24 protein-coding genes are annotated in these 19,936 nt (G+C 71.3%); 14 read left to right on the forward strand and 10 right to left on the reverse strand.

The genetic code is table 11. From position 1 onward, the window contains the following. Nucleotides 1-7 precede the first annotated feature (7 nt). Nucleotides 8-460 (forward strand): manganese-binding transcriptional regulator MntR, encoded by a 453-nt coding sequence (gene mntR, locus AC2D9U_RS01500; RefSeq protein ID WP_484745723.1) that lies wholly within the window; start codon nucleotides 8-10, stop codon nucleotides 458-460. A gap of 153 nt (nucleotides 461-613) precedes the next feature. Here mntR and AC2D9U_RS01505 read toward each other — a convergent pair whose 3' ends face one another. Both AC2D9U_RS01505 and AC2D9U_RS01510 read right to left on the reverse strand, forming a co-directional pair. Next, entirely contained in the window at nucleotides 614-1,414 is an 801-nt protein-coding gene (locus AC2D9U_RS01505) for an SDR family NAD(P)-dependent oxidoreductase (protein WP_484745725.1), read from the reverse strand. Continuing rightward, a complete protein-coding gene (locus AC2D9U_RS01510) occupies nucleotides 1,411-1,977 on the reverse strand; it encodes a carboxymuconolactone decarboxylase family protein (protein WP_484745727.1) in 567 nt (188 codons plus the stop codon). The genes AC2D9U_RS01505 and AC2D9U_RS01510 overlap by 4 nt, the downstream gene beginning before the upstream one ends. A gap of 128 nt (nucleotides 1,978-2,105) precedes the next feature. Here AC2D9U_RS01510 and AC2D9U_RS01515 point away from each other — a divergent pair, with 128 nt between their 5' ends. Then, on the forward strand, nucleotides 2,106-3,905 hold the full coding sequence (locus tag AC2D9U_RS01515; protein ID WP_484745729.1) for an amidohydrolase: 1,800 nt from the start codon (nucleotides 2,106-2,108) through the stop codon (nucleotides 3,903-3,905). A 25-nt stretch (nucleotides 3,906-3,930) separates the two neighbouring features. On the opposite strand, the gene AC2D9U_RS01520 is transcribed toward AC2D9U_RS01515, so the two are convergent. The 3 genes from AC2D9U_RS01520 to AC2D9U_RS01530 form a co-directional block, all read right to left on the reverse strand. After that, nucleotides 3,931-5,169 (reverse strand): HlyD family secretion protein, encoded by a 1,239-nt coding sequence (locus AC2D9U_RS01520; RefSeq protein ID WP_484745731.1) that lies wholly within the window; start codon nucleotides 5,167-5,169, stop codon nucleotides 3,931-3,933. Nucleotides 5,170-5,172: 3 nt separating this feature from the next. Then, nucleotides 5,173-5,571, reverse strand: coding sequence for a hypothetical protein (locus tag AC2D9U_RS01525; RefSeq protein WP_484745733.1), 399 nt, complete (start codon nucleotides 5,569-5,571; stop codon nucleotides 5,173-5,175). 102 nt (nucleotides 5,572-5,673) lie between these two features. Continuing rightward, nucleotides 5,674-6,576 (reverse strand): DMT family transporter, encoded by a 903-nt coding sequence (locus AC2D9U_RS01530; RefSeq protein WP_484745735.1) that lies wholly within the window; start codon nucleotides 6,574-6,576, stop codon nucleotides 5,674-5,676. A 37-nt stretch (nucleotides 6,577-6,613) separates the two neighbouring features. On the opposite strand from AC2D9U_RS01530, the gene AC2D9U_RS01535 reads away from it, so the two are divergent. Genes AC2D9U_RS01535 through metC form a run of 4 tightly spaced genes read left to right on the forward strand, consistent with a single transcriptional unit; the run spans nucleotide 6,614 to nucleotide 10,059 of the window. Further along, on the forward strand, nucleotides 6,614-7,276 hold the full coding sequence (locus tag AC2D9U_RS01535; RefSeq protein WP_484745736.1) for an NUDIX domain-containing protein: 663 nt from the start codon (nucleotides 6,614-6,616) through the stop codon (nucleotides 7,274-7,276). Next, nucleotides 7,273-7,992 carry an alanyl-tRNA editing protein gene (locus AC2D9U_RS01540; RefSeq protein ID WP_484745738.1) on the forward strand — a complete coding sequence of 240 codons (720 nt, stop codon included), beginning with the start codon at nucleotides 7,273-7,275 and terminating at the stop codon, nucleotides 7,990-7,992. The genes AC2D9U_RS01535 and AC2D9U_RS01540 overlap by 4 nt, the downstream gene beginning before the upstream one ends. A 7-nt stretch (nucleotides 7,993-7,999) precedes the next feature. Then, a complete protein-coding gene (locus tag AC2D9U_RS01545; RefSeq protein WP_484745740.1) occupies nucleotides 8,000-8,857 on the forward strand; it encodes a sulfurtransferase in 858 nt (285 codons plus the stop codon). Next, nucleotides 8,857-10,059, forward strand: coding sequence for a cystathionine beta-lyase (gene metC, locus AC2D9U_RS01550; RefSeq protein ID WP_484745742.1), 1,203 nt, complete (start codon nucleotides 8,857-8,859; stop codon nucleotides 10,057-10,059). The genes AC2D9U_RS01545 and metC overlap by 1 nt, the downstream gene beginning before the upstream one ends. A 19-nt stretch (nucleotides 10,060-10,078) precedes the next feature. On the opposite strand, the gene AC2D9U_RS01555 is transcribed toward metC, so the two are convergent. Together AC2D9U_RS01555 and AC2D9U_RS01560 are read right to left on the reverse strand one after the other, a co-directional pair. Then, the gene (locus tag AC2D9U_RS01555; RefSeq protein WP_484745744.1) at nucleotides 10,079-10,453 is read right to left on the reverse strand and encodes a hypothetical protein; all 375 of its coding nucleotides are present in this window, start codon (nucleotides 10,451-10,453) and stop codon (nucleotides 10,079-10,081) included. A 69-nt stretch (nucleotides 10,454-10,522) separates the two neighbouring features. Then, nucleotides 10,523-10,978: a Fur family transcriptional regulator gene (locus AC2D9U_RS01560; protein ID WP_484745745.1), complete on the reverse strand. Its 456-nt coding sequence runs from the start codon at nucleotides 10,976-10,978 to the stop codon at nucleotides 10,523-10,525. Nucleotides 10,979-11,064: 86 nt separating this feature from the next. Between AC2D9U_RS01560 and hisI the strand changes: the two genes are divergently transcribed. The 4 genes from hisI to AC2D9U_RS01580 all read left to right on the forward strand — a co-directional run bounded on the left by hisI (nucleotide 11,065) and on the right by AC2D9U_RS01580 (nucleotide 13,721). Further along, on the forward strand, nucleotides 11,065-11,475 hold the full coding sequence (gene hisI, locus AC2D9U_RS01565; RefSeq protein WP_484745746.1) for a phosphoribosyl-AMP cyclohydrolase: 411 nt from the start codon (nucleotides 11,065-11,067) through the stop codon (nucleotides 11,473-11,475). After that, nucleotides 11,472-12,581 carry a CobW family GTP-binding protein gene (locus AC2D9U_RS01570; RefSeq protein ID WP_484745747.1) on the forward strand — a complete coding sequence of 370 codons (1,110 nt, stop codon included), beginning with the start codon at nucleotides 11,472-11,474 and terminating at the stop codon, nucleotides 12,579-12,581. Before hisI ends, AC2D9U_RS01570 begins: the two co-directional genes overlap by 4 nt. 102 nt (nucleotides 12,582-12,683) lie before the next feature. Next, nucleotides 12,684-13,322: a GOLPH3/VPS74 family protein gene (locus AC2D9U_RS01575; RefSeq protein ID WP_484747313.1), complete on the forward strand. Its 639-nt coding sequence runs from the start codon at nucleotides 12,684-12,686 to the stop codon at nucleotides 13,320-13,322. A gap of 66 nt (nucleotides 13,323-13,388) precedes the next feature. Further along, on the forward strand, nucleotides 13,389-13,721 hold the full coding sequence (locus AC2D9U_RS01580) for an STAS domain-containing protein (protein WP_484745749.1): 333 nt from the start codon (nucleotides 13,389-13,391) through the stop codon (nucleotides 13,719-13,721). A gap of 23 nt (nucleotides 13,722-13,744) precedes the next feature. On the opposite strand, the gene AC2D9U_RS01585 is transcribed toward AC2D9U_RS01580, so the two are convergent. Next, complete coding sequence (locus AC2D9U_RS01585; protein WP_484745750.1) at nucleotides 13,745-13,999, reverse strand: SemiSWEET family sugar transporter; 255 nt, start codon at nucleotides 13,997-13,999, stop codon at nucleotides 13,745-13,747. Between the two features lie 46 nt (nucleotides 14,000-14,045). Between AC2D9U_RS01585 and AC2D9U_RS01590 the strand changes: the two genes are divergently transcribed. The 4 genes from AC2D9U_RS01590 to AC2D9U_RS01605 are packed head-to-tail and all read left to right on the forward strand — an operon-like array spanning nucleotide 14,046 to nucleotide 17,716. Next, nucleotides 14,046-14,642: a GNAT family N-acetyltransferase gene (locus AC2D9U_RS01590; protein ID WP_484745752.1), complete on the forward strand. Its 597-nt coding sequence runs from the start codon at nucleotides 14,046-14,048 to the stop codon at nucleotides 14,640-14,642. Continuing rightward, entirely contained in the window at nucleotides 14,639-15,520 is an 882-nt protein-coding gene (locus AC2D9U_RS01595) for a carbon-nitrogen hydrolase family protein (protein WP_484745754.1), read from the forward strand. Before AC2D9U_RS01590 ends, AC2D9U_RS01595 begins: the two co-directional genes overlap by 4 nt. Nucleotides 15,521-15,533: 13 nt before the next feature. Beyond that, nucleotides 15,534-16,700 (forward strand): lipid-A-disaccharide synthase, encoded by a 1,167-nt coding sequence (gene lpxB / locus AC2D9U_RS01600; RefSeq protein WP_484745756.1) that lies wholly within the window; start codon nucleotides 15,534-15,536, stop codon nucleotides 16,698-16,700. A gap of 14 nt (nucleotides 16,701-16,714) precedes the next feature. Further along, complete coding sequence (locus AC2D9U_RS01605) at nucleotides 16,715-17,716, forward strand: lipid A deacylase LpxR family protein (RefSeq protein ID WP_484745758.1); 1,002 nt, start codon at nucleotides 16,715-16,717, stop codon at nucleotides 17,714-17,716. 126 nt (nucleotides 17,717-17,842) lie between these two features. Here AC2D9U_RS01605 and AC2D9U_RS01610 read toward each other — a convergent pair whose 3' ends face one another. After that, complete coding sequence (locus tag AC2D9U_RS01610; RefSeq protein ID WP_484745759.1) at nucleotides 17,843-18,877, reverse strand: L-idonate 5-dehydrogenase; 1,035 nt, start codon at nucleotides 18,875-18,877, stop codon at nucleotides 17,843-17,845. Nucleotides 18,878-18,953: 76 nt separating this feature from the next. After that, complete coding sequence (locus tag AC2D9U_RS01615; protein ID WP_484745761.1) at nucleotides 18,954-19,904, reverse strand: 2-hydroxyacid dehydrogenase; 951 nt, start codon at nucleotides 19,902-19,904, stop codon at nucleotides 18,954-18,956. Nucleotides 19,905-19,936 lie beyond the last annotated feature (32 nt).

The following is a 19,936-nucleotide window of genomic DNA, read 5'->3' on the forward strand; positions in this document are numbered from 1 at the left end:
TCCCCCCATGCCGCGTGCCGCCCCCCGACCCCTGCCCTCGCCCGAAGACCAGGCGGCCCGCTTCGCGCAGCAGCGCGAGGCCGACCGCACGGCGATCGCCGAGGACTATGTCGAACTCATCGCCGACCTGCTGCAGGAGGAAGGCGAGGCCCGCGCCGTGGACATCGCGCGGCGCATGGGCGTGGCGCAGGCCACCGTCGCCGCCACCGTGACCCGCCTGCAGCGGGACGGGCTGGTGGAGACCAAGCCCTATCGCGGCCTGTTCCTGACCGAAGCCGGCCGGGCCATGGCCGCGGCGTCGCGCGCCCGGCATGAATTGCTGGTGCGCTTCCTGCTCGCCCTGGGGCTCGACCCCGAGACGGCGGAGGCCGATGCCGAGGGGCTGGAACACCATGCGAGCGAGAAGGCCCTGGCCGCCTTCGCGCGTTTCCTCGCCGAGCGCGACGCCAACCAGAAGTAGTGCCCTCTACCAACAATCAGGGCCTGCGCTCGCCGAAGGCGAGCGAGCGCCCGAATGGGCGCCGCGGCTTATGCCGCGAAGCCAAAGGCCGCGGATGCGGCCCGCCCGGCGCCTAAGGGGCACGAAGGTGAAACCTTCGTGCAGCCATGATGATTACCCGCAGCGCACCGACATGCCGCCATCGACCACAAGCTCGGTGCCGGTGATGAAGCGCGCCTCGGCCGAGGCCAGAAACAGCACGGCATTCGCCGTATCCCGCCCATCGCCCGCGAAGCCCATCGGAATGCGCGCAAGCCGCTGGCGCAGCAGCGCCTCCACATCGCCGCCGGCGCGCTGGCCAGCCAGCCGCGCCTCGACCATCGGCGTGTGCATCTGCCCCGGCACCACCGTGTTCACCCTGATGCCGCGCGCCGCATATTGCACGGCGAGCACGCGCGAGAACTGGATCACCCCCGCCTTGCAGGCCGCATAGGCGATCTGCGCCGCCCCGGTGAAGCGGATGCCCGAGGTGGAGGCGAGGTTCACGATCGCCCCGCCCCCGCCGGCCTCCATCACCGGCAGCACATGCTTGCAGGCGAGGAACACGCTTTTGAGGTTGAGATCGACCTGCGAATCCCAGACCTCCTCGCTCATCTCCACCGGCCCGCCGGCGGCCGAGCCGCCGACATTGTTGACCAGCACATCGATCCGCCCGAAGCGCGCGACGCCATCCGCGACCATGTCGCGCAGCGCGGCGCTGTCGGTCACGTCGCAGGCGATGGGGGTGAAGCGCCCGCCATCCTCGGCGATGCGCGCGGCGGTCTCCTCCATGGCGGCGGCGTTGCGATCGACGCCCAGCACCTGCGCGCCCTCCCGCGCGAAGCCCACCGCCGCGGCGCGCCCATTGCCCCAGCCGGGGCCGACCGAACCGGCGCCGGTGACGATGACGACCTTGTCGATGAATCGCCGGGTCACGCCGGGAACTCCGGGTCGTTCAACTCGGGGGCGATGCTGCCGGGCAGGCCGAGCTCGAAGGTGTTCAGCGTCAGCGCGACCAGGCAGTAATAGCCGAGGATCCCCACCAGCTCGACCATCCCGCGCTCACCCAGCGCGGCCACGCCCTGGGCGTAGAGCGGCGCGGGCACGCGCCCGGAGGCGAGCAGGGTGCGGGAGACGTCATAGACCGCCTGCTCGCGCGCATCGCGCAGCTTGGGCGGGATGCGCGCCGCGATGGCGGCCACCACCGCGGGGTCCATGCCGGCCTTCAGCCCCTCCCGCTTATGCGCAGTCCACTCATGGTGCGAGGTCCAGTGCCGCGCGCAGACCAGGATGGCGAGTTCGGAGAGGCGCGGCTCCAGCGTGGTCTGGTAGCGCAGCAACTCGCCCAGCTTCTGCCCGCGCGTGGCGAGTTCGGGGTTGAGCAGCCAGGCGATCATCGGCGCCGGCACGCGCCCGCGCAGGCCCGAGACCACCTCCGCCACCGCCGCCTTCTGGGCCTCGGTCATCTGGTCCTCGGGCGGAAGGTCGAGACGGGGCATGCTGCGTTCCTCCATATTCCCTGCTGATAGAAGCGAATCCCCGGCGCAGGAAGGGCGCGACAAACCCCGCCCGGGCGTGCCAGCATGGCGCCTCGTGTCGAACGGGGCGCGGCAGCGGGAGAACCGTCATGTGCATTGCCTGCAGCCCCTTCGGCGGCGTCCTGCAATCGTCACCGACGGCATCCCGCCGGGGCGTGCTGGGCGGCATGGGCCGGCTGGCAGTCGGCGCCGGCGCGGTGGGCTTCGGCAGCCTGTTCCGCTGTGCCGAGGCGCAGACGCCGCCCGCCCCCTCCGGCGCGGCCGACCTGATCTACAGCGGCGGGCCCATCGTCACCGTCAACGACGCCCAGCCCACGGCGGAGGCGGTCGCGGTGCGCGGTGGGCGGATCCTCGCCGTGGGGTCGCGCGCGCAGGTGGAAGCGACACGCGGGCCGGGGACGCGGATGGTGAACCTCGAAGGCCGCACGATGCTGCCGGGCTTCGTCGACCCGCACGGGCATGTGGTGATGGTCGGGCTGCAGGCGGTGGGGGCGAACATGCTCCCCGCCCCGGATGGCGAGGCCAACGACATCCCCGCCGTCATCCGCATCCTGCGCGCATGGGTGCAGCGCAACGAGGCCGCCGCACGGCGCTACAACCTGATCTTCGGCTTCGGCTACGATGACAGCCAGCTGCGCGAAGGCCGCCACCCGACGCGCGAGGATCTCGACCAGGTCTCGACCGACCTGCCAGTGCTGATCATCCATACCTCGAGCCATCTCGCGGCGGCGAATTCCAAGGCGCTTGAGGTAGCGGGCATCACTGCGGCCACCCCCGATCCGGTGGGCGGCGTTTTCCGCCGGCGCGACGGATCGCGCGAGCCCAATGGCGTGATGGAAGAGAATGCGATGCTCGCGATCGCCGGGCCGCTGCTCGCCCGGCTGGACGAGGCCGCCTGGCTCAGCATGATCAAGGCGGGGTCGGAGTTCTACGCCTCCTTCGGCTACACCACCGCCCAGGAGGGCCGCGCCATGGGCCCTGCCCTCGCGCAGCTGACCCAGGCGGCGAATCGCGGGCTGCTGCCGATCGATGTCGTGGCCTATCCCGACATCCTCGGCGCGGCGGACCAGCTTGGCGGCGCGCTGCACGGGCCGACCTATCGCAACCGGCTGCGCATCGGCGGCGCCAAGATCTCGCTCGATGGCTCGCCGCAGGGCAAGACGGCCTGGCTGACGCGCCCCTACCATGTGCCGCCCGACGGCGCCGCGGCAGATTACCGGGGGCTGCAGACCGCGCCGACCGAGGCGACGATCGAGGCCTTCGCGCGCTGCTGGGAACGCAACTGGCAGATCCTGGCGCATGCCAATGGCGATGCCGCGATCGACCTGATGATCGCCGCCGCGCGGGAGGCGACGCGCCGGCACGGCCCCGGGGACCGCCGCCCCGTGCTGATCCATGGCCAGACGCTGCGCGAGGACCAGCTGGACCCGGTGCGCGAACTCGGCATCTTCCCCGCCCTGTTCCCCATGCACACCTTCTACTGGGGCGACTGGCATCGCGATTCCGTGCTGGGGCCTGAGCGGGCGGAGAACATCTCGCCGACCGGCTGGCTGATGAGCCGGGGGATGATGTTCACCTCGCACCATGACGCGCCGGTGGCGCGGCCGGATTCCATGCGCGTGCTGAGTGCGACGGTCACGCGCCGCTCGCGCTCGGGCGACATCATCGGCCCGCGGCATCGCGTGCCGGTGGGCATGGCGCTGAAGGCGATGACGATCTGGTCCGCGCACCAGCATTTCGAGGAAGCGAGCAAGGGCTCCATCGAGGTCGGCAAGCTCGCCGATTTCGTGGTGCTGTCCGACAACCCGATGACCGTCGATCCGGAGAAGCTGGCGGAGCTGAAGGTGGTGGAAACGATCAAGGAAGGCGCCAGCGTCCACCGGGCCTGAAGTCGCGGGGCGCGCGCCCCGCCGCTCAATGGCCCGAGAAGACGAGGGCCTTGAAGGGCAGCAGCAAGGCCTGGATGCGCAGCAGGATGGCATGCACCATCCCCAGCGCATCCACCGCATGCAGGCCGATGGCGCGCAGCGTGCCCGTGCGCGGATCGGCGATCTCCTCATGGTTCGAGCTGTAGGCATTGGCGATGCAGCTGCTGCCCGGCAGCACGCCATCGAGCCCGCCGGCATAGAGCGGTTCCAGCACCACCAGCACCGTGCCACCCGCGCGCAGGCTCCGCGCATCGACCAGCTGGTCGCCGCTGCGGATCTGCCCGCCGGCGATGAAGCCCTGCACCTGGGTCACCACCATCGGGATGATGGTCCAGGGCTGGGAGGCGCAGGTCGCCTCCGCCACCATGCCCACGCGCATCACCTGCGCCTCGACCTGCCCGAAGCCGGCGACGAGGGAACGCGCGCGCACGCCCAATGTGTCGGGCACCAGCACGCCGGCGGGGCGCATCATCGGATTCACCACATCGCCGACCTGTAGCAGGAACTGCTCCACGCGGCCGGCGACGCCGGCGCGCACCACGGTCTTGTCCAGCTCCGCCTGCGCCTGGTCCAGCGCGGCCAGCGCGCTGGCACGGTCGGCGGGCAACTGGTCGGAGATGCGCGCCGCCACCGCATCGCGCGCCGCCTGGGCGGCGAGCACGCTGGCGCGGCGGGTCTGCACCGTGACCTGCAGGCGCTCGATCTCGCGCCGGGCGACGATGTCGTTGCCGCGCCGCGCGAGTTCCTGCTTGGTGGCGAGTTCATCCGTGGTCTGACGGAGGTTGCCCTCGGCCTCCAGGATGCGCGCCTCGGCGGCGGCAAGGTCGGCGCGCGCGCCCAGCAGCGCCGCCTCGATCTGCGAGACGGCGCGGCGCGCCGCCTCCACAGCCGTGCGTTGGCTGCTGTCCTCGAGCCGGAACAGCGGCTCATTGGCGTCCACCGCCTCGCTGCCGCGCACGAAGATCTCGGCCACGCGGCCCGAGGTCTGCGGCAGGATCGGCACCGAGCGGAACACCGAGGTGACGGAGGTGCTGCTGGGATGGAAGTAGAAGACCACCGTGATCAGGCTGATCGCCAGCAGCAGGCAGGTGACGATGCCCCAGCGCAGTTCGAACCACACCGAGAAGAGCGTGATCTCATGCCCCCAGCGCTTGCCCTGCCCATAGCGGCGGAAGAGGTAGTCGGGGAGGATCGTGACCAGCGAGCAGAGGATGATCTCGAGCATGGATCAGTGATCCTGCGCGCGCGGCGGCGCCTCGGCCACCGTATCGCCGCCCCCGGGCGGCAGGCCCGCAACACGCTCGGCCGAGCCCGCCATGCGCCGCAGCGGCGAGGTGAAGTCCGGAATGTCGATCAGCGCGAGCAGCAGCCCCGCGATCCAGAACAGGTGGATATGGGTGAACAGCGCGAGCAGCCCGAGCACGGCCACGATCTCGAATTGCAGCTTGTGGCCGCGATGGGCCATGCGCTCCGGCAGGGTGTGCAGGCGCAGGAAGAGCAGGCCGAAGGCGATCACGGAGACGAGCAGGATCACGCCGGTGACGCCCATCAACCAGTCGCCGCCCTCGGGCCCGGGCAGGAAGCCGGGCAGGTGATGCGGCGCGTCGGGGTGCAGGGGGGCGCTCAAATCAGGGAAACCTCGACAGGGGGCGGGGCGCGGCCGAGCCGCGCGGCAGACCGCAGCCAGGGACGATAGGTGCGAACCACCCCTGCCTGCAAGAAAGGGCAGCTACCGCTTCACGCCCAGCCGGGCCTCCCGCCACCAGATGAACAGCCCCGCCGCCACCAGCACCGCGAAGCCGACCAGGTCCCACTGGTCGGGCCATTCCGCCCAGATCGCGATGCCGAGCAGCGCGGTCCAGACCAGGCCGGAATACTCGAAGGGGGCGAGCAGCGTGGTCTCCGCCCGGCGATAGGCCTCGGTCATCAGCAATTGCGCCAGGGCCGAGACGGCGCCGATCGCCAGCAGCAGCAGCCATTGCCGCGTATCCGGCCAGACCCAGACCGGCAGGGCGAAGAGGGCCGAGGCGGTGGCGCTGCCGATGGCGAACCAGATGACGATGGACACGCCGCTCTCCCCGGCCGCGCCCATGCGCCGGATCGCCATCATCGCCAGCGCCCAGGCCAGCGCGCCGTAGAGCACGAGGCCCACCGCCAGCGGATCGAGCGATTCGCCGCCGAAGGGCCGCACGATGACCAGCACGCCGCCGAACCCCACCGCCACCGCCGACCAGCGGCGCCAGCCCACGCGCTCCCGCAGCACCACCACGGAGAGCGCGGTCAGGAACAGCGGCATGGTGAAGCCCAGCGCCGTGGCGGTGGCGAGGGGCAGATGCGTGTAGCCGTAGAAGGCGCCGACCATGCCGCCCATGCCCCAGAAGACGCGCTCGGCATGGAAGCGCCAGGGCACGCGCGGCTTCAGGCTGCGGATCCCGCCCACCTGGGTGAGCAGCAGGAACAGCAGCGGCAGGGCGAAGAGGTTGCGGAACAGGATCACCTGCGCGATCGGCAGCGCCCCCGCCAGCGCCTTCACCGCCGCGGCCGCCAGGGTGAAGGTGCCCGCGGCGCCCAGCAGCATCAGGATGGCGCGGGCGCGCGTGGCCGGTGAAGAAGCGAGGGATGGTGGGGTCATGGACCTGGCGTTTTCCCGAGCGTAGGGTCGCCGGCCCATGAGCGCCAGCCCGCCTTCCCCTCCCCCTCGGCATCCCAAGGCCCCCCCCATCCCTGCCTTCCCCGGTCTCGAGATCGACGCCGATGAGGTGGTCTGGGGCCAGCGCTTCGCCCTGCAGCGCGTGGTCTTCCGCCATGCGCGCTTCGATGGCACGCCGTCGGGCACCCTGACCTGGGAGCTGTGGCGGCGCGGCCGCGGCGTGCTGATCCTGCCTTACGATCCGGTGACCGACCGCATCGCCCTGATCGAGCAGTTCCGCCTGCCCGCGCTCGCCGCCGGCCTGCCCCCGGTGATGACCGAATGCCCCGCCGGGCTGCTCGAGGCGCATGAGGACCCCGAGGCCGCCGGGCGGCGCGAACTGGCCGAGGAAACCGGCCTTGCCGCCCGCGCCATGGCGCCGATCGGGCGGCACATGCTGATGCAGGGTGGGTGCGACGAGGTGATCCATTCCTGGTGCGCGCAGGTGGACCTGCCCGATACCGGCGCGGCCACCCATGGCCTTGCCACCGAGCATGAGGAAACACGGCTTCGCGTGGTGACGGCCGAGGCGGCCTTCGCCATGGTGGCCGACAACGTCATCCAGAACGCCCCGGCCGCGCTCGCGCTGCTGTGGCTGCAAGTGAACCGCGCCAGGCTGCGCGCAGAATGGACCAGGGCATGACCACCGAAGCGCTTTTCGCCGAAGACAGCTACCTGAAGGACTGCACCGCGCGCGTGCTGGCGGTGGAGGAGCGCGGCGTCGTGCTCGACCGGACCGTGATGTATGCGCGCTCGGGCGGCCAGCCCGGCGACAGCGGCGCCCTGGCCTGGGCGGGCGGCAGCGCGGTGGTGGCGGAGGCGATCAAGGGCGAGGCGGGCGTGATCCTGCACGCCCTCGCCCCCGGCGCCACGCCGCCCGCGGTGGGGGAGAGCGTGACCGTCACGATCGACTGGGCGCGGCGGCACCGGCACATGCGCATGCACACCACCATGCACCTGCTCTGCAGCCTGCTGCCCGGCATCTATGCCACCGGCAACCAGATCGGCGCCGACAAGTCGCGCCTCGATTTCGACCTGCCCGAGCCGCCCACCGCCGCCTGGTTCACCGAGAAGCTGAACGCGCTGATCGCCGCGGATCACGAGACCGGCTCGGGCTGGATCACCGAGGCCGAGCTGGACGCGAAGCCCGAGATGGTGCGCACGCTCTCCGTCCAGCCGCCGCGCGGGGCGGGGCGGATCCGGCTGGTGCGCATCGGCCCCGAGGCCGCACCCATCGACCTCCAGCCCTGCGGCGGCACGCATGTGCGCAGCACCGGCGAGATCGGGCGCGTCGAGGTCACCAAGATCGAGAGCAAGGGCCGGCAGAACCGGCGCATCCACTTCATCCTGGCGGAGTAAGCGCGCGATGGATCTTCTCGTCTCCACCGAGTGGCTGGCGGGCGAACTCGGCAAGCCCGACCTCGTCGTGCTCGACGTCACGAAATACCTGCCGAACGAGCCGCTGGACGGAAAGGCGGAATTCGGGAAGGCGCGCATCCCCGGCGCGCGTTTCCTCGACATCGACGAGGCCGCGGACCAGGACACCACCCTGCCCCACATGGTCCCGACCGCCGGGCGCTTCGCCAAGGTGATGGGGGCACTCGGCGTCTCCAACGCGCATCGCGTGGTGCTCTACGACCAGAAGGGGCTGCATTCCTCGCCGCGCGGCTGGTGGCTGCTGCGGCTCTTCGGGCATGAGAAGGCGGCCGTGCTCGACGGCGGGCTGCCGAAATGGAAGGCCGAGGGACGCGCGCTGGAATCGGGCGCGCCCGGTGCCATCGCCGCGGCCGAATTCGTGCCGGACCTGATCGCCCGGCGGCTCGCGGGCATCGGCGATGTGAAGCGGATCAGCCGCGATGGCTCCGCGCTGGTGCTCGATGCCCGGGCCAAGGGCCGCTTCGACGGTACCGCGCCCGAACCCCGGCCCGGCCTGCCCTCCGGCCACATGCCCGGCGCGGCGAGCCTGCCCTTCCTGACGCTGCTCAACCCCGACGGCACGATGAAGGGGCCGACCGAACTGGCGCGGCTGTTCGCGGAAGCGGGCGCGGATGGATCGCGCCCCCTCGTCACCTCCTGTGGCACGGGGGTGACGGCCTGCGTGCTGACGCTCGGCGCGCTGCGCGCCGGGCTGCCGGAACCCGCCGTCTATGACGGCTCCTGGACCGAATGGGCCGGAAGGCCAGAGACCACCAAGCAAACCATCAAGCAGACGAGCGCCACGTAATGCCAGACGACCACAACCCGGCCGGCCCGAAGCACGGCTTCGCCACGCGCATGTCCCATGCGGGCCGCGCGCCGGTGCGCAGCCACGGCTTCGTCAACCCGCCCGTGCATCGCGGCTCCACCGTGCTCGCGCCCTCCTGCGAGGCGCGGCGGGAGAATGCGAAGCACCGCTTCGGCCGGGTGATGACCTATGGCACCCAGGGCGGGCCGACGAACTGGACGCTCGAGGACGTCATTAGCGAGATCGAGGGCGGCACCCACACGACCATCGTGGGCACCGGCCTCGCCGCCGTCGCCGTGCCGCTGCTGGCCTGGCTGAAGGCGGGCGATCGCTGCCTGATGCCCGACAGCGTCTATGGCCCGGCGCGCAACCTGGCCGAGGGGCTGATGAAGGGCTGGGGCATCGAGACGGTGTTCTACGACCCCTGCATCGACGCCGCCGGGCTCGAGGCGCTGTGGACGCCCAACACCCGCGTCCTCTACCTGGAGAGCCCCGGCAGCCACACCTTCGAGGTGCAGGACGTGCCGGCGCTGACCGCCGTGGCGCGGGCGCATGGCGCGGTCTCGATGATCGACAACACCTGGGGCATCCACACCTTCCAGCCCTTCCGGCATGGCTGCGATGTCTCGATCCAGGCGCTGACGAAATATGTCGGCGGGCATTCGGACATCCTGCTGGGCTCGGTCTGCGTAAATTCCGAGGCGCATCACCTGATCCTGCGCGCCGGTGCGACCGCGATGGGCCATTACGCGAGCCCCGATGATTGCTGGCTGGCGCTGCGCGGCGTGCGCACCATGCCGGTGCGCCTCAAGGCGCAGTTCGAGGCCTCGCTGGAAGTCGCGGCCTGGCTGGCGGCGCGGCCCGAGATCCAGGAGGTGCGCCACCCGGCCCTGCCCGGCGCGCCGGGCCATGACATCTGGAAGCGCGATTTCGAGGGCGGCTGCTCGCTCTTCGGCATCGTCTTCCAGCCGCGCTACACCGAGGCCGAGATCTTCGCCTTCGTCGATGGCCTCAAGCTCTTCGGCATCGGCGCGAGTTGGGGCGGGTATGAGAGCCTGGCCCTGCCCACCAACGGGATGCTGGTGCGCCGTGTCACCGCGGCACCGCCGGGCCAGGCGGTGCGGCTGCATGTGGGGCTCGAGGCCGTGCCGGATCTGATCGCCGACCTCGAGCAGTCGCTTCGCCTCAACCTGCCGCGCTGAGACCGCGCCTTGCCGCTGGTCACGCCAGTGGCGGCAGGCCAGCGCGAAAAGCCGCGAGGGCGGTGACATAGCGGTGGAAGGCCGCCCGCCCCGTCGGCGTCAGGGTGTAGAATTGCGTCTTGCCCAGGCGGCGGCCCGAGACGATGTGGCCATGGCTGATCAGCCGCTTGAGCACGAGCCGGATGGTGGGACCGCTGTAGCCCGTGAGGTCCGCCATCTGGTCAACCGAGAATTCGGGCGTGGCTTCACCCAGGCTGGCTTCGTAGAACAGCAGGACAACGTCGAAGGCGATTCGGCTGTTCTTGATGCCGATTCGCGCATCAATGTCCCGCATCGCCTTGAGCAGAGCCAGCGCCTCCCCCTCGAAGCCCGCCCTGCTTTCAGATTGTTGCATGCGCGATTTCTGACAGAGCCGTACGAAGTTGCAACATGTCTAAAACAAACTAAATTTCTTTTGCAACGATTACGGGAAGCCAGCCGCGCAGCGGCTGCAGACCCCCTCCACCTCCACGGTCGCGCGCAGCAGGCGGAAGCCATTGCGCCCGGCGGCATCGGTGACAGCGCGGGTGACGCCCGAATCGCAGATCTCCGTGGTGGCGCCGCAGTCACGGCAGATCAGGAACTGGTGCTGGTGGTCATGGGCGTGTTCATGCGCCGCATGCTGGTGGCCGCAGGCGACGAAAGCGTTCAGCCGCTCGAGCCGGTGGATCAGCCCCTGATCCAGCAGGAAGTCGAGCGCCCGGTAGACGGTGGGCGGTGCCGCCCCGGCGCGCGTTGCGCGCAGTTGGTCGAGCAGCGCATAGGCGCCCACCGGCTGGCGCGCCGCCAGGATCAGGCCCAGCACCTGCCGGCGCAGCGGCGTGAGCTGCGCCCCGCGCGCCATGCAGCTCGCTTCGGCCCGCGCCAGGGCCGCGTCCAAACCGCTGTCCCGCATCGCCTCGCCCATCGTGCCTGCCCCCTCGCGGTCCGGTTGGACCGTGTCGCCGATTGATATACTATAACGCCATGTCCGAGACACCCTCCCCCGCCGCAAGCGCCGCGCTGCTTGATGCCCTCCGCTTCGATTCGCAGGGCCTCATCGCCTGCGTGGCCCAGCAGCACGACACCGGCGAGGTGCTGATGCTCGCCTGGATGAACCGCGCGGCGGTCGAGGAGACGCTCGCGACCGGGCGCGTCACCTACTGGTCGCGCTCCCGCAACGCGCTGTGGCGCAAGGGGGAGACCTCGGGCCAGGTGCAGCGCCTGGTGGATCTGCGGCTCGATTGCGATGGCGATGCGGTGCTGGCGCTGGTGGACCAGACGGGGGTGGCCTGCCACACGGGGCGGCGCTCCTGCTTCTCCTGGGCGCTGCGCGGCGATCGGGTGGAATCGCTGGCCGAGCCTGTCGCCGACCCGAAGGCGCTGTACGGCGCATGAGCACGGCCATCCCCGTCACCCTGCTCACGGGCTTCCTCGGCGCCGGCAAGACCACGCTGCTCAACGCCCTGCTCGGCCAGCCCGAGATGGCCAACACCGCCGTGCTGATCAACGAGTTCGGCGAGATCGGCCTGGATCACCTGCTGGTCGAGCGGTTGGAGGGGGAGACGGTGCTGCTCAACGCCGGCTGCCTGTGCTGCACGGTGCGTGGCGACCTCGCGGTGGCGCTGGACGGGTTGTGGGAACGCGTGCAGGCCGGGCAGCCCATCGCCCGGGTGGTGATCGAGACCACGGGCCTCGCGGATCCAGCGCCCATCCTGCAGACGCTGATGGGCCATCCCGGCCTGCTGCGGCGCTTCCGGCTGGATGGGGTGGTGACGCTTGTGGACGCCGTGAACGGCGCGGCGACGCTCGACACCCAGCCGGAGGCGCTGCGCCAGGCGGCGGTGGCCGACCTGATCCTGCTCACCAAGACCGACCTCGCCCGGCCGGAGGCCGTGGCGGCGCTGCGGGCGCGGCTGGCGGCGCTGAACCCGGTGGCGCGGGTGATCCCCGCGCGGGAGGGCGCGGTGCCGGCGGCGACGCTGCTCGAACTCGGCCCCTATGATGCGGCGGCGAAGGCCCCCGATGTCGCGGCCTGGATCGGCGCCGCTGCGCCTGCCCCCGAGCCTCACCATCACCATGACCACCACCCGCACCACCACGGTCACGAACATCACCACGATCATCACCAGCACCACGATCACGGGCACGACCCGAACCGGCATGGCAGCGCCATCCAGGCGCTCTGCCTGGAATTCACCGAACCCCTCTCCTGGGACGGGTTGGCCACCTGGCTCGAGATGCTGGCGATGACGCGCGGCGCCTCGGTGCTGCGCGTGAAGGGGCTGCTCGACCTGAAGGGAGAGACGCAGCCGGTCGTTGTGCATGGCGTGCAGCAGGTCTTCCACCCGCCGCGCCGCCTCGCCGCATGGCCCGAAGGCACGCCGCGCCGCTCGCGCCTGGTCTTCGTGTTGCGCGACCTGGAGCCGAAGGTGGTGCGTGAGGGGCTGGACGCCTTCCTGCGCGCCGCCGCCGAGCGCGACGCGCTGCTGACGCCCCACTGAGCCGCGCCCCCGGTCGCGCGTTGACTTGCCCGCGGCCGCGCGCTTCCCTGCACGCAGGCCGGACAATCGCCGGAGGGATCGGATCACGCCATGCCGCTGACAATGCCGGAGGAAATCCTCCTCCTCATGCTCGATGACAAGAGCGGTCGCCTGCAGGAGCGCGCGGCGCCCTCGGGCGACTACGCCGTGGCCGGTGCGGTGATCGCCGAACTGGCGCTGCACGGGCGCATCGATACCGATCCCAAGCGGCTCTACGTGGTGGATCCCTCCCCCACCGGCGATGCGCTGCAGGACCGCGCGCTGGCGCAGATCGTCGCCGCGGCCGAGATCAGCGACAGCCGCTTCTGGATCGAGCGCCTCGCCGCCGATGCCGACGCCTACCGGGAGGAGCTGTTCGAGCGCCTCGTGCAGAAGGGCGTGCTCAAGCGCGTCGAGGGCCGCTTCCTCTGGGTCTTCCCTGAGCGCCGCTACCCGCAGATCTCCGACAAGGAGGAGCGTGAGGTGAAGGCGCGCATCATGGGCGTGCTGTTCAAGGACGAGATCCCGGACCCGCGCGATTCCCTGCTGATCGGCCTGTGCCGCGCCGCGGGGCTGTTCCCGCTGCTGCTCTCGGGCCAGGAACTGGACCGCGTGCAGGCCCGGATCGACCAGGTCGCCGACCTTGAGGAACTCAACCGCTCCCTGGCCGATGCGATCCGGGAGATCTACGCCCAGATCGCGCGCTTCGCGCCTATGGTATAGACACGGCGCCCGGCGCCGATGGCGTAAGCCGCAGCCAACGCATTTTCGAAGAACAGGACGCGCTTCATGGATATCACCGAGACCACCAGCGGCGGCGTGACGGTGGCCGCCCTCAAGGGCCGCCTGGACACCGCCACGGCGCCGGCGGCCGAGGCCAAGCTGATCGGGCTGCTCGACGGCGCGGCCAAGGTCGTGTGCGACCTCGGTGAGGTGCACTACGTCTCCTCCGCCGGGCTGCGGGTGCTGCTGAAGGCGGCCAAGCAAGCCAAGGCCGGCGGCGGCGCCTTCGCCATCGCGAGCCCCCAGGCCCCGGTGCGCGAGGTGCTGGAGATCAGCGGCTTCGACAAGATCCTGGCGATGTACGCCACCCGCGACGAGGCGGTGCGCGGCATCGCCTGAGGCGGCGACCCTCCGGCGCGGGTTCAGCCGCGCCGGAGCTTCACCAGCAGGATGAACATCGTCAGCGGCACCGTGACGATGTTGGCGGCGACGAGGCCCATGGAGCCCTTCAGCGCCCCATAGGTCAGCCACAGCGAATTCCCCACCACCAGCAGCACCAGCAGGGCCACGCTGAAATCGCGGGCCGAGCGCGTGCGCCAGGTCTTGATCGCCTGCGGGATGAAGGCGGAGGTGGTGAGCACGCCCGCCACGATCCCGATAGCCTCGATGGCGTCCAAGCCCTGCCCCTTCCGTTGCGGCGTCGCCCCCCCTATGCATCGGGCCATGGCGCCCGTCCACCTGACCTTCGAGACCCTCTCCGGCCCCGCGCTGCAGCCGCTGCTGCCCGCGCTCTCGGCGCTGCGGATCGCGGTGTTCCGCGAGTGGCCCTATCTCTACGCAGGCGAAGTGACCTACGAGAACACCTATCTGCGCAGCTACGCCCGCGCGCCCGGTGCGGCCATCGTGGTCTGCCGCGCGGGGGATCGCGTGGTGGGCGCGGCCACCTGCGCGCCGATGGAGCAGGCCCAGCCCGAGGTGCGCGCCTGCTTCTCGGCGGCCGGGCTCGACCCCGCGCGGTTCTGCTATTTCGGCGAATCGGTGCTGCTGCCCGAGTTCCGCGGCCAGGGCGCGGGGCATCGCTTCTTCGACGCGCGCGAAGCCCATGCCCGCGCGCTGGGCCTGCCCGAGGCCGCCTTCTGCGCCGTGATCCGCGAGGAGGCCGACCCGCGCCGGCCCGCCGGCCACCGCCCGCTCGACAGCTTCTGGCAGGCCCGCGGCTACGTGAAGCGGCCCGAACTGGTCGTGCGCTTCCGCTGGAAGGTGATCGGCGCCACGGCCGAGAGCGACCACGACCTCGTCTTCTGGACCCGCCGCCTGTGACGCCGCTGCGCCTCGGCCTGCTCGCCTGGCCGGTGACGCGGGTGGCCGATGTCGCGGCCTTCGGCGCCAAGCTCGACCATTGGCTCGACCAGGCACGCGGCCGCGCCGATCTCTGCGTGCTGCCCGAATATGCCTGCGTCGAACTCGGCGCCGCGCTGGCCGGCGTGACGGCGCCGGACGAGGCCGCGGAACTCGCCGCCATGGTCGCCGAGGCCGATGCCATCCTGGCCGCGATGCGCACGGCGGCGATGCGCGCGGGCCTCTGGCTGCTGCCCGGCAGCCTGCCGATACGCCACGGCGAGCAGGTGGTGAATGTCGCGCCGCTGATCGCCCCGGATGGCCGCATGGCCTTCCAGCACAAGCGGCTGATGACCCGTTTCGAGGCCGAGCGCTGGGGCGTGAGCCCGGGCGAGCCGCCGCAGGTCTTCGACACGCCCTGGGGGCGGATCGGAATCTCCATCTGCTACGACGTGGAATTCCCGAAATACGTCCGCGCGCAGGTGGAGATGGGCGCCTGGCTGATCCTCGCCCCCTCCTGCACCGACACGCCACGCGGCTTCGCGCGGGTGCGCATCGGCGCCCAGGCGCGGGCGCTGGAGAACCAGTGCTTCGTCGCCGTCACCCCCACGGTCGGCGTCGCGCCCTGGTCCGCAGCGCTGGACGACAATCACGGCCAGGCGGCGGTCTATGGCCCGCCCGATCGCGGCTTCCCCGAGGATGGCGTGGTCGCCGCCGGGGCGATGGATGCGCCGGGCTGGGTCTTCGCGACCCTCGACCCGGCCCTGGTCGCGGCGGTGCGCGAGCATGGCGCGGTGCGCAACCACCGCGACTTCCCCCGCGGCCCCGTCGCCCGGCCCGTGCCGGCGTTGTTCCGATGAAAGTCCAGAAGTCGTGACCCTGATCTACATCGTGGCCGGCGAAGCCTCGGGCGACGTGCTCGGCGCCCGGCTGGTGGCCGCGCTCCGCGCGCGCGACCCGTCGCTGCGCTTCGCGGGCATCGGCGGCGAACGCCTGGCCGAGCAGGGCATGGTCTCGCTCTTCCCCATGCGCGAACTCGCGCTGATGGGGCTGATCGAGGTGCTGCCGAACATCCGCCGCCTCGCCCGGCGGCTGACGGAGACCACCGCCGACATCGCCGCGCGTCGCCCGGCGGTGATCGTCACCATCGACAGCCCCGGCTTCACGCTGCGCCTCGCTGAGCGCGTGCGGCCGCTGGGCATTCCCCTCGTGCATTACGTCGCGCCGCAGATCTGGGCCTGGCGGCCGGGGCGCGTCGCCAAGATCAAGGCGCGGGTGGACCAGATCCTCTGCCTGCTGCCCTTCGAGCCGGTGATCTTCGAACATGCCGGCATCCCGGCCCGCTTCGTCGGCCACCCGGTGCTGGAATCGGGCGTCGATGCCGGCGATGCGGCGCGCTTCCGCGCCCGGCATGGCCTGACGGAAGGCGAGCGCGTGCTGATCGTCATGCCCGGCTCCCGGCGCATCGAGGTGAAGCGCCTGCTGCCGGTGTTCGGCGAGGCGCTGCGCCTGCTCGCCGCGCGCCTGCCGGGCCTGCGCCCGGTCCTGCCGGTGAGCGAGGTGGTGGCCGAGGCCGTGCGCGCGGGCAGCGCGGATTGGCCGGTGCGGCCGATCCTGGTCACCGACCTCGCCGAGAAACACGATGCCTTCGCCGCCGCCGCGGCCGGGCTGATCAAATCCGGCACCTCCAGCGTCGAGATGGCGGTGGCGGGCGTGCCGCATCTGATCGCCTACAAGGTGAACCCGATCACCGCCGCCATCCTGCGCCGCCTGGTGCGCGTGCCCTTCGCGAGCCTCGTGAACCTGCTCGCCGAGCGCGCCGTGGTGCCGGAATACCTGCAGCAGGCCGCGACCCCCGCGGCCCTGGCCGAGGGGCTGCACGCCCTGCTGACCGACCCGGCCGTGGCCGCCGCCCAGCGCACGGGCTTCGAGGAGGTGCTCGCGAAGCTGCGCCCGCCCGAGGGCCTGCCGAGCGCGGCGGCGGCGGCGGCGGTGCTGGCGGCGCTGCCCACGCCCCTGCTATCCAGCCCCGACCCATGAAGGCATCCCGATCCATGTCCCAGGCGAAGCGCTGCGGCGTCACCCTCTTCGCCGCGCTGCTCGGCGCCACGCCGCTCGCTGCCCAGCAACCCGCGACCGACCCGGCCGGCAGCTACGCCTTCATCCTGGAGAACGACACCTTCTCCGGGCGGGATCGCTTCTACACCAACGGCTTTCTCTTCGCCTGGCGCTCGCCCTCCTACAACCCGCCGCAATGGCTGCGCGACGTGACGGAACGGCCCGGCATCGTCTTCCCCGATGGCGGCACGGTGCGCTGGGGCCTCGCCTTCGGGCAGAAGATGTTCACGCCCGAGGATACCGAGGCGCGCAACCCGGACCCGACGGACCGGCCCTATGCCGGCTGGCTCTACGGCGCGGCGACGCTGCTCTCCTACACGCCGACGCAGCTTGGCAGCCTGGAATTGCAGGTCGGTGTGGTCGGCCCCGCCGCCCTGGGTGAGCAGGTGCAGAACAACACGCATGACCTGATGAACATCGACCGCGCCCTGGGCTGGAACTACCAGATCAAGGACGAACTGGGCGTGAACCTGATCGCCGGGCGGCAATGGCGCATCAATCGCCCGCTCGGCCAGGGCGGGCTCTCCTGGGGCATCGTGCCGAGCGCCGCGGTGAGCCTGGGCAATGTGCAGACCTATGCGGCGCTGGGCGGGATGCTGCGCATCGGCAACCAGCTCGAGGCCGATTTCGGCCCGCCGCGCGTGCGCCCGGCCTCGGCGGGTTCGGTGTTCTTCCAGCCGGATGGGCAGTGGGGCTGGTATGTCTTCGGCGCGCTGGAAGGCCGCGCCGTGGGGCGCGACATCACGCTGGATGGCAATACCTGGCGCGAGAGCCGCAGCGTGGACCGCGAGACGCTGGTGGGCGATGCCAGCCTCGGCTTCACGCTGATCATGCCGGTGGCGCGGCTGACCGCCACCTACACCCACCGCACCAAGGAATTCACGACCCAGCGCGAGGCCTCGCAATTCGGCTCGGTGAGCATCGCGTTTCGGTTTTAGGCCGCGCCCGGTGCGATGCCGAGGCGGCCGGCAAGGCCGGCCGAGCGGCCGAATGGCCGCCGCGCCCAGTGGCGCGAGGCAAGCGTCCGGAGGACGCGCCCGCCGCTTGAGGGCACAAAAAAGATTTCAAAAGGCGATCTGCACCTTCATCGCGCGCCGGCGGTCCGAGGCCAGGGCGAAGGCGCGCCCCGCCTCGGCCAGGGGCACGACCTCGGTCAGCATCGGCGTCGGGTCGATCCGCCCGGCGGCGAGCACTTCCAGCGCATGGCCGAATTCATGGTGAAATCGGAACGAGCCGGTGAGCCGCACCTCGCGCGAGACCAGCGCGCCGAGCGGCAGGGCGATGTCCCCGCCCAGGCCAAGCTGCACCATGGTCCCGCCCGGGCGCGTCGCGGCCAGGCCGGCGGCGAGCGCGGGCGCGCTGCCCGAGGCCTCGAACACCACGTCGAAATGCCCCTTGCCGGCGGCGTAGGGCGCCAGCGCATCGGGGTTCTCCGCCACCGCATGGGTGGCATCCGCGCCCATGGCACGAGCGATGGCCAGCGGTTCGGGCATGAGGTCCGTCACCACCACCTGCCGCGCGCCGCCCAGCCGCGCCACGGCGGCGCAGAGCACGCCGATCGGGCCCGAGCCCGTGACCAAGACGCGCGCACCCAGCAGCGGCCCGGCCTGCGCCGCGGCGTGCAGCACGACGGAAAGCGGTTCGGCGAAGGCCGCGCGCTCCACGCTGAGCCCCGCGGGCAGCTTCACGGCGCGGGCGGCCTCGGTGGTGAAATGCGCGCGGAAGGCGCCGCCGACATGCGGGGTCCGCATCGCGCTGCCGAGGAAGCGCATCTCGAGGCAATGGTTGGGCCGCCCCGCCAGGCATTGCGCGCAGGCCCCGCAGGGCAGCGAGGGATTCACCGCCACCGCATCGCCGGGGGCGACATGGCTGACGCCCGGCCCCACCGCCTCGACCACGCCCGCGGCCTCATGGCCGAGCACCATGGGCTCGCGCAGCCGCACCGCGCCGAAGCCGCCGGCATGGAAATAGTGCAGGTCGGAACCGCAGATGCCACCGCGACCGATGCGGATGCGCACCTCGCCAGGCGCGGGATCGGGGGCGGCGACCTCTTCCACGCGAAGGTCATGCGCGGCGTGGATGACAACGGAAAGGCTCATCGTGCAGCCTCCTGCGTCGGCAGCGCGCGGCGATTCAGCTCTCCGGGCCATCCGGCCCTCCGACCATCGCGGCGCATCACGACAGCACCTCCGTCAGCAGCGGCTTGCCATCCATCCTCGCCTCCAGATTCTCGCGCATCAGCCGCCCCATATCCTGCCGCGTCTCGACCGTGCCGGAGGCCGCGTGCGGCTGCAGGACCACGTTGGGGAAGGAGAGGAATTCCTCATCGATGCGCGGCTCGTTGAGAAACACGTCGAGCCCCGCCGCGCCGATATGCCCATCGCGCAGCGCCGCCAGCAGCGCGGCCTCATCCACCACCGACCCGCGCGAGACATTGACGAAGATCGCCCCCTTGCGGAGCGCGGCGATGGCCTTCGCATCCACCAGCCCCTTCGTCGTCGGCCCGCCCATGGCCGAGACCACCAGCACATCGACATGCGGCGCGAGCGCGGCCGGTGTGGGGTAATGCGTGTAGGCCACGCCGGCCTTGGGCGTGCGGCCCGAATAGCTGATCGCCATGCCGAAGGCCTCGGCACGCCGCGCAATCGCGCTGCCTATGCGCCCCAGCCCGACGATGCCCAGCCGCTTGCCGAAGACACGCGTGGTCAACGGAAAGCTGCCGCGATGCGCCCAGGCGCCGGTGCGCACCCAGGCATCGCCCTGCGGGATGCGGCGCGCGGCGGCGAGCATCAGGCCGATCGCCATGTCGGCCACTTCCTCGGTCAGCACGTCGGGCGTGTTGGTCACGGGAATGCCGCGCGCCTTCGCCGCCGCGAGGTCGATGGCGTCCACGCCGACGCCGTAGCAGGCGATGATCTCGCAGGCCGGCAGCGCATCCATCAGCGCGGCGTCGGCGCCGATCTCGCCCTTGGTGCAGATGGCGCGGATGGTCTTCGCATGCTGCTTCAACAGCGCGGCCTTGTCGGCGGCGGCGTAGTAGAGGTGCAGCGTGAAGCGCGCCTCCAGCGCGCGCAGATCCCAATCGGGCAGCTCACCCACCACCAGCAGCCCCGGCTTGTCCGCCATCGCATTTCCCCCCAACGTCTGCCCAACAAACC

The organism is Roseomonas sp. TF40 (assembly GCF_057219975.1).

What these genes read in the sequence shown, in the direction of transcription:
- AC2D9U_RS01555 (WP_484745744.1), bottom strand. Translation starts at nt 10,453, where the DNA reads ATGCAACAATCTGAAAGCAGGGCGGGCTTCGAGGGGGAGGCGCTGGCT.
- AC2D9U_RS01605 (WP_484745758.1), top strand. Translation starts at nt 16,715, where the DNA reads ATGTCCCAGGCGAAGCGCTGCGGCGTCACCCTCTTCGCCGCGCTGCTC.
- AC2D9U_RS01575 (WP_484747313.1), top strand. Translation starts at nt 12,684, where the DNA reads ATGCCGGAGGAAATCCTCCTCCTCATGCTCGATGACAAGAGCGGTCGC.
- AC2D9U_RS01530 (WP_484745735.1), bottom strand. Translation starts at nt 6,576, where the DNA reads ATGACCCCACCATCCCTCGCTTCTTCACCGGCCACGCGCGCCCGCGCC.
- AC2D9U_RS01545 (WP_484745740.1), top strand. Translation starts at nt 8,000, where the DNA reads ATGGATCTTCTCGTCTCCACCGAGTGGCTGGCGGGCGAACTCGGCAAG.
- AC2D9U_RS01535 (WP_484745736.1), top strand. Translation starts at nt 6,614, where the DNA reads ATGAGCGCCAGCCCGCCTTCCCCTCCCCCTCGGCATCCCAAGGCCCCC.
- hisI (WP_484745746.1), top strand. Translation starts at nt 11,065, where the DNA reads ATGTCCGAGACACCCTCCCCCGCCGCAAGCGCCGCGCTGCTTGATGCC.
- AC2D9U_RS01580 (WP_484745749.1), top strand. Translation starts at nt 13,389, where the DNA reads ATGGATATCACCGAGACCACCAGCGGCGGCGTGACGGTGGCCGCCCTC.
- mntR (WP_484745723.1), top strand. Translation starts at nt 8, where the DNA reads ATGCCGCGTGCCGCCCCCCGACCCCTGCCCTCGCCCGAAGACCAGGCG.
- AC2D9U_RS01515 (WP_484745729.1), top strand. Translation starts at nt 2,106, where the DNA reads ATGTGCATTGCCTGCAGCCCCTTCGGCGGCGTCCTGCAATCGTCACCG.
- AC2D9U_RS01610 (WP_484745759.1), bottom strand. Translation starts at nt 18,877, where the DNA reads ATGAGCCTTTCCGTTGTCATCCACGCCGCGCATGACCTTCGCGTGGAA.
- AC2D9U_RS01570 (WP_484745747.1), top strand. Translation starts at nt 11,472, where the DNA reads ATGAGCACGGCCATCCCCGTCACCCTGCTCACGGGCTTCCTCGGCGCC.
- AC2D9U_RS01510 (WP_484745727.1), bottom strand. Translation starts at nt 1,977, where the DNA reads ATGCCCCGTCTCGACCTTCCGCCCGAGGACCAGATGACCGAGGCCCAG.
- AC2D9U_RS01520 (WP_484745731.1), bottom strand. Translation starts at nt 5,169, where the DNA reads ATGCTCGAGATCATCCTCTGCTCGCTGGTCACGATCCTCCCCGACTAC.
- AC2D9U_RS01590 (WP_484745752.1), top strand. Translation starts at nt 14,046, where the DNA reads ATGGCGCCCGTCCACCTGACCTTCGAGACCCTCTCCGGCCCCGCGCTG.
- AC2D9U_RS01615 (WP_484745761.1), bottom strand. Translation starts at nt 19,904, where the DNA reads ATGGCGGACAAGCCGGGGCTGCTGGTGGTGGGTGAGCTGCCCGATTGG.
- metC (WP_484745742.1), top strand. Translation starts at nt 8,857, where the DNA reads ATGCCAGACGACCACAACCCGGCCGGCCCGAAGCACGGCTTCGCCACG.
- AC2D9U_RS01540 (WP_484745738.1), top strand. Translation starts at nt 7,273, where the DNA reads ATGACCACCGAAGCGCTTTTCGCCGAAGACAGCTACCTGAAGGACTGC.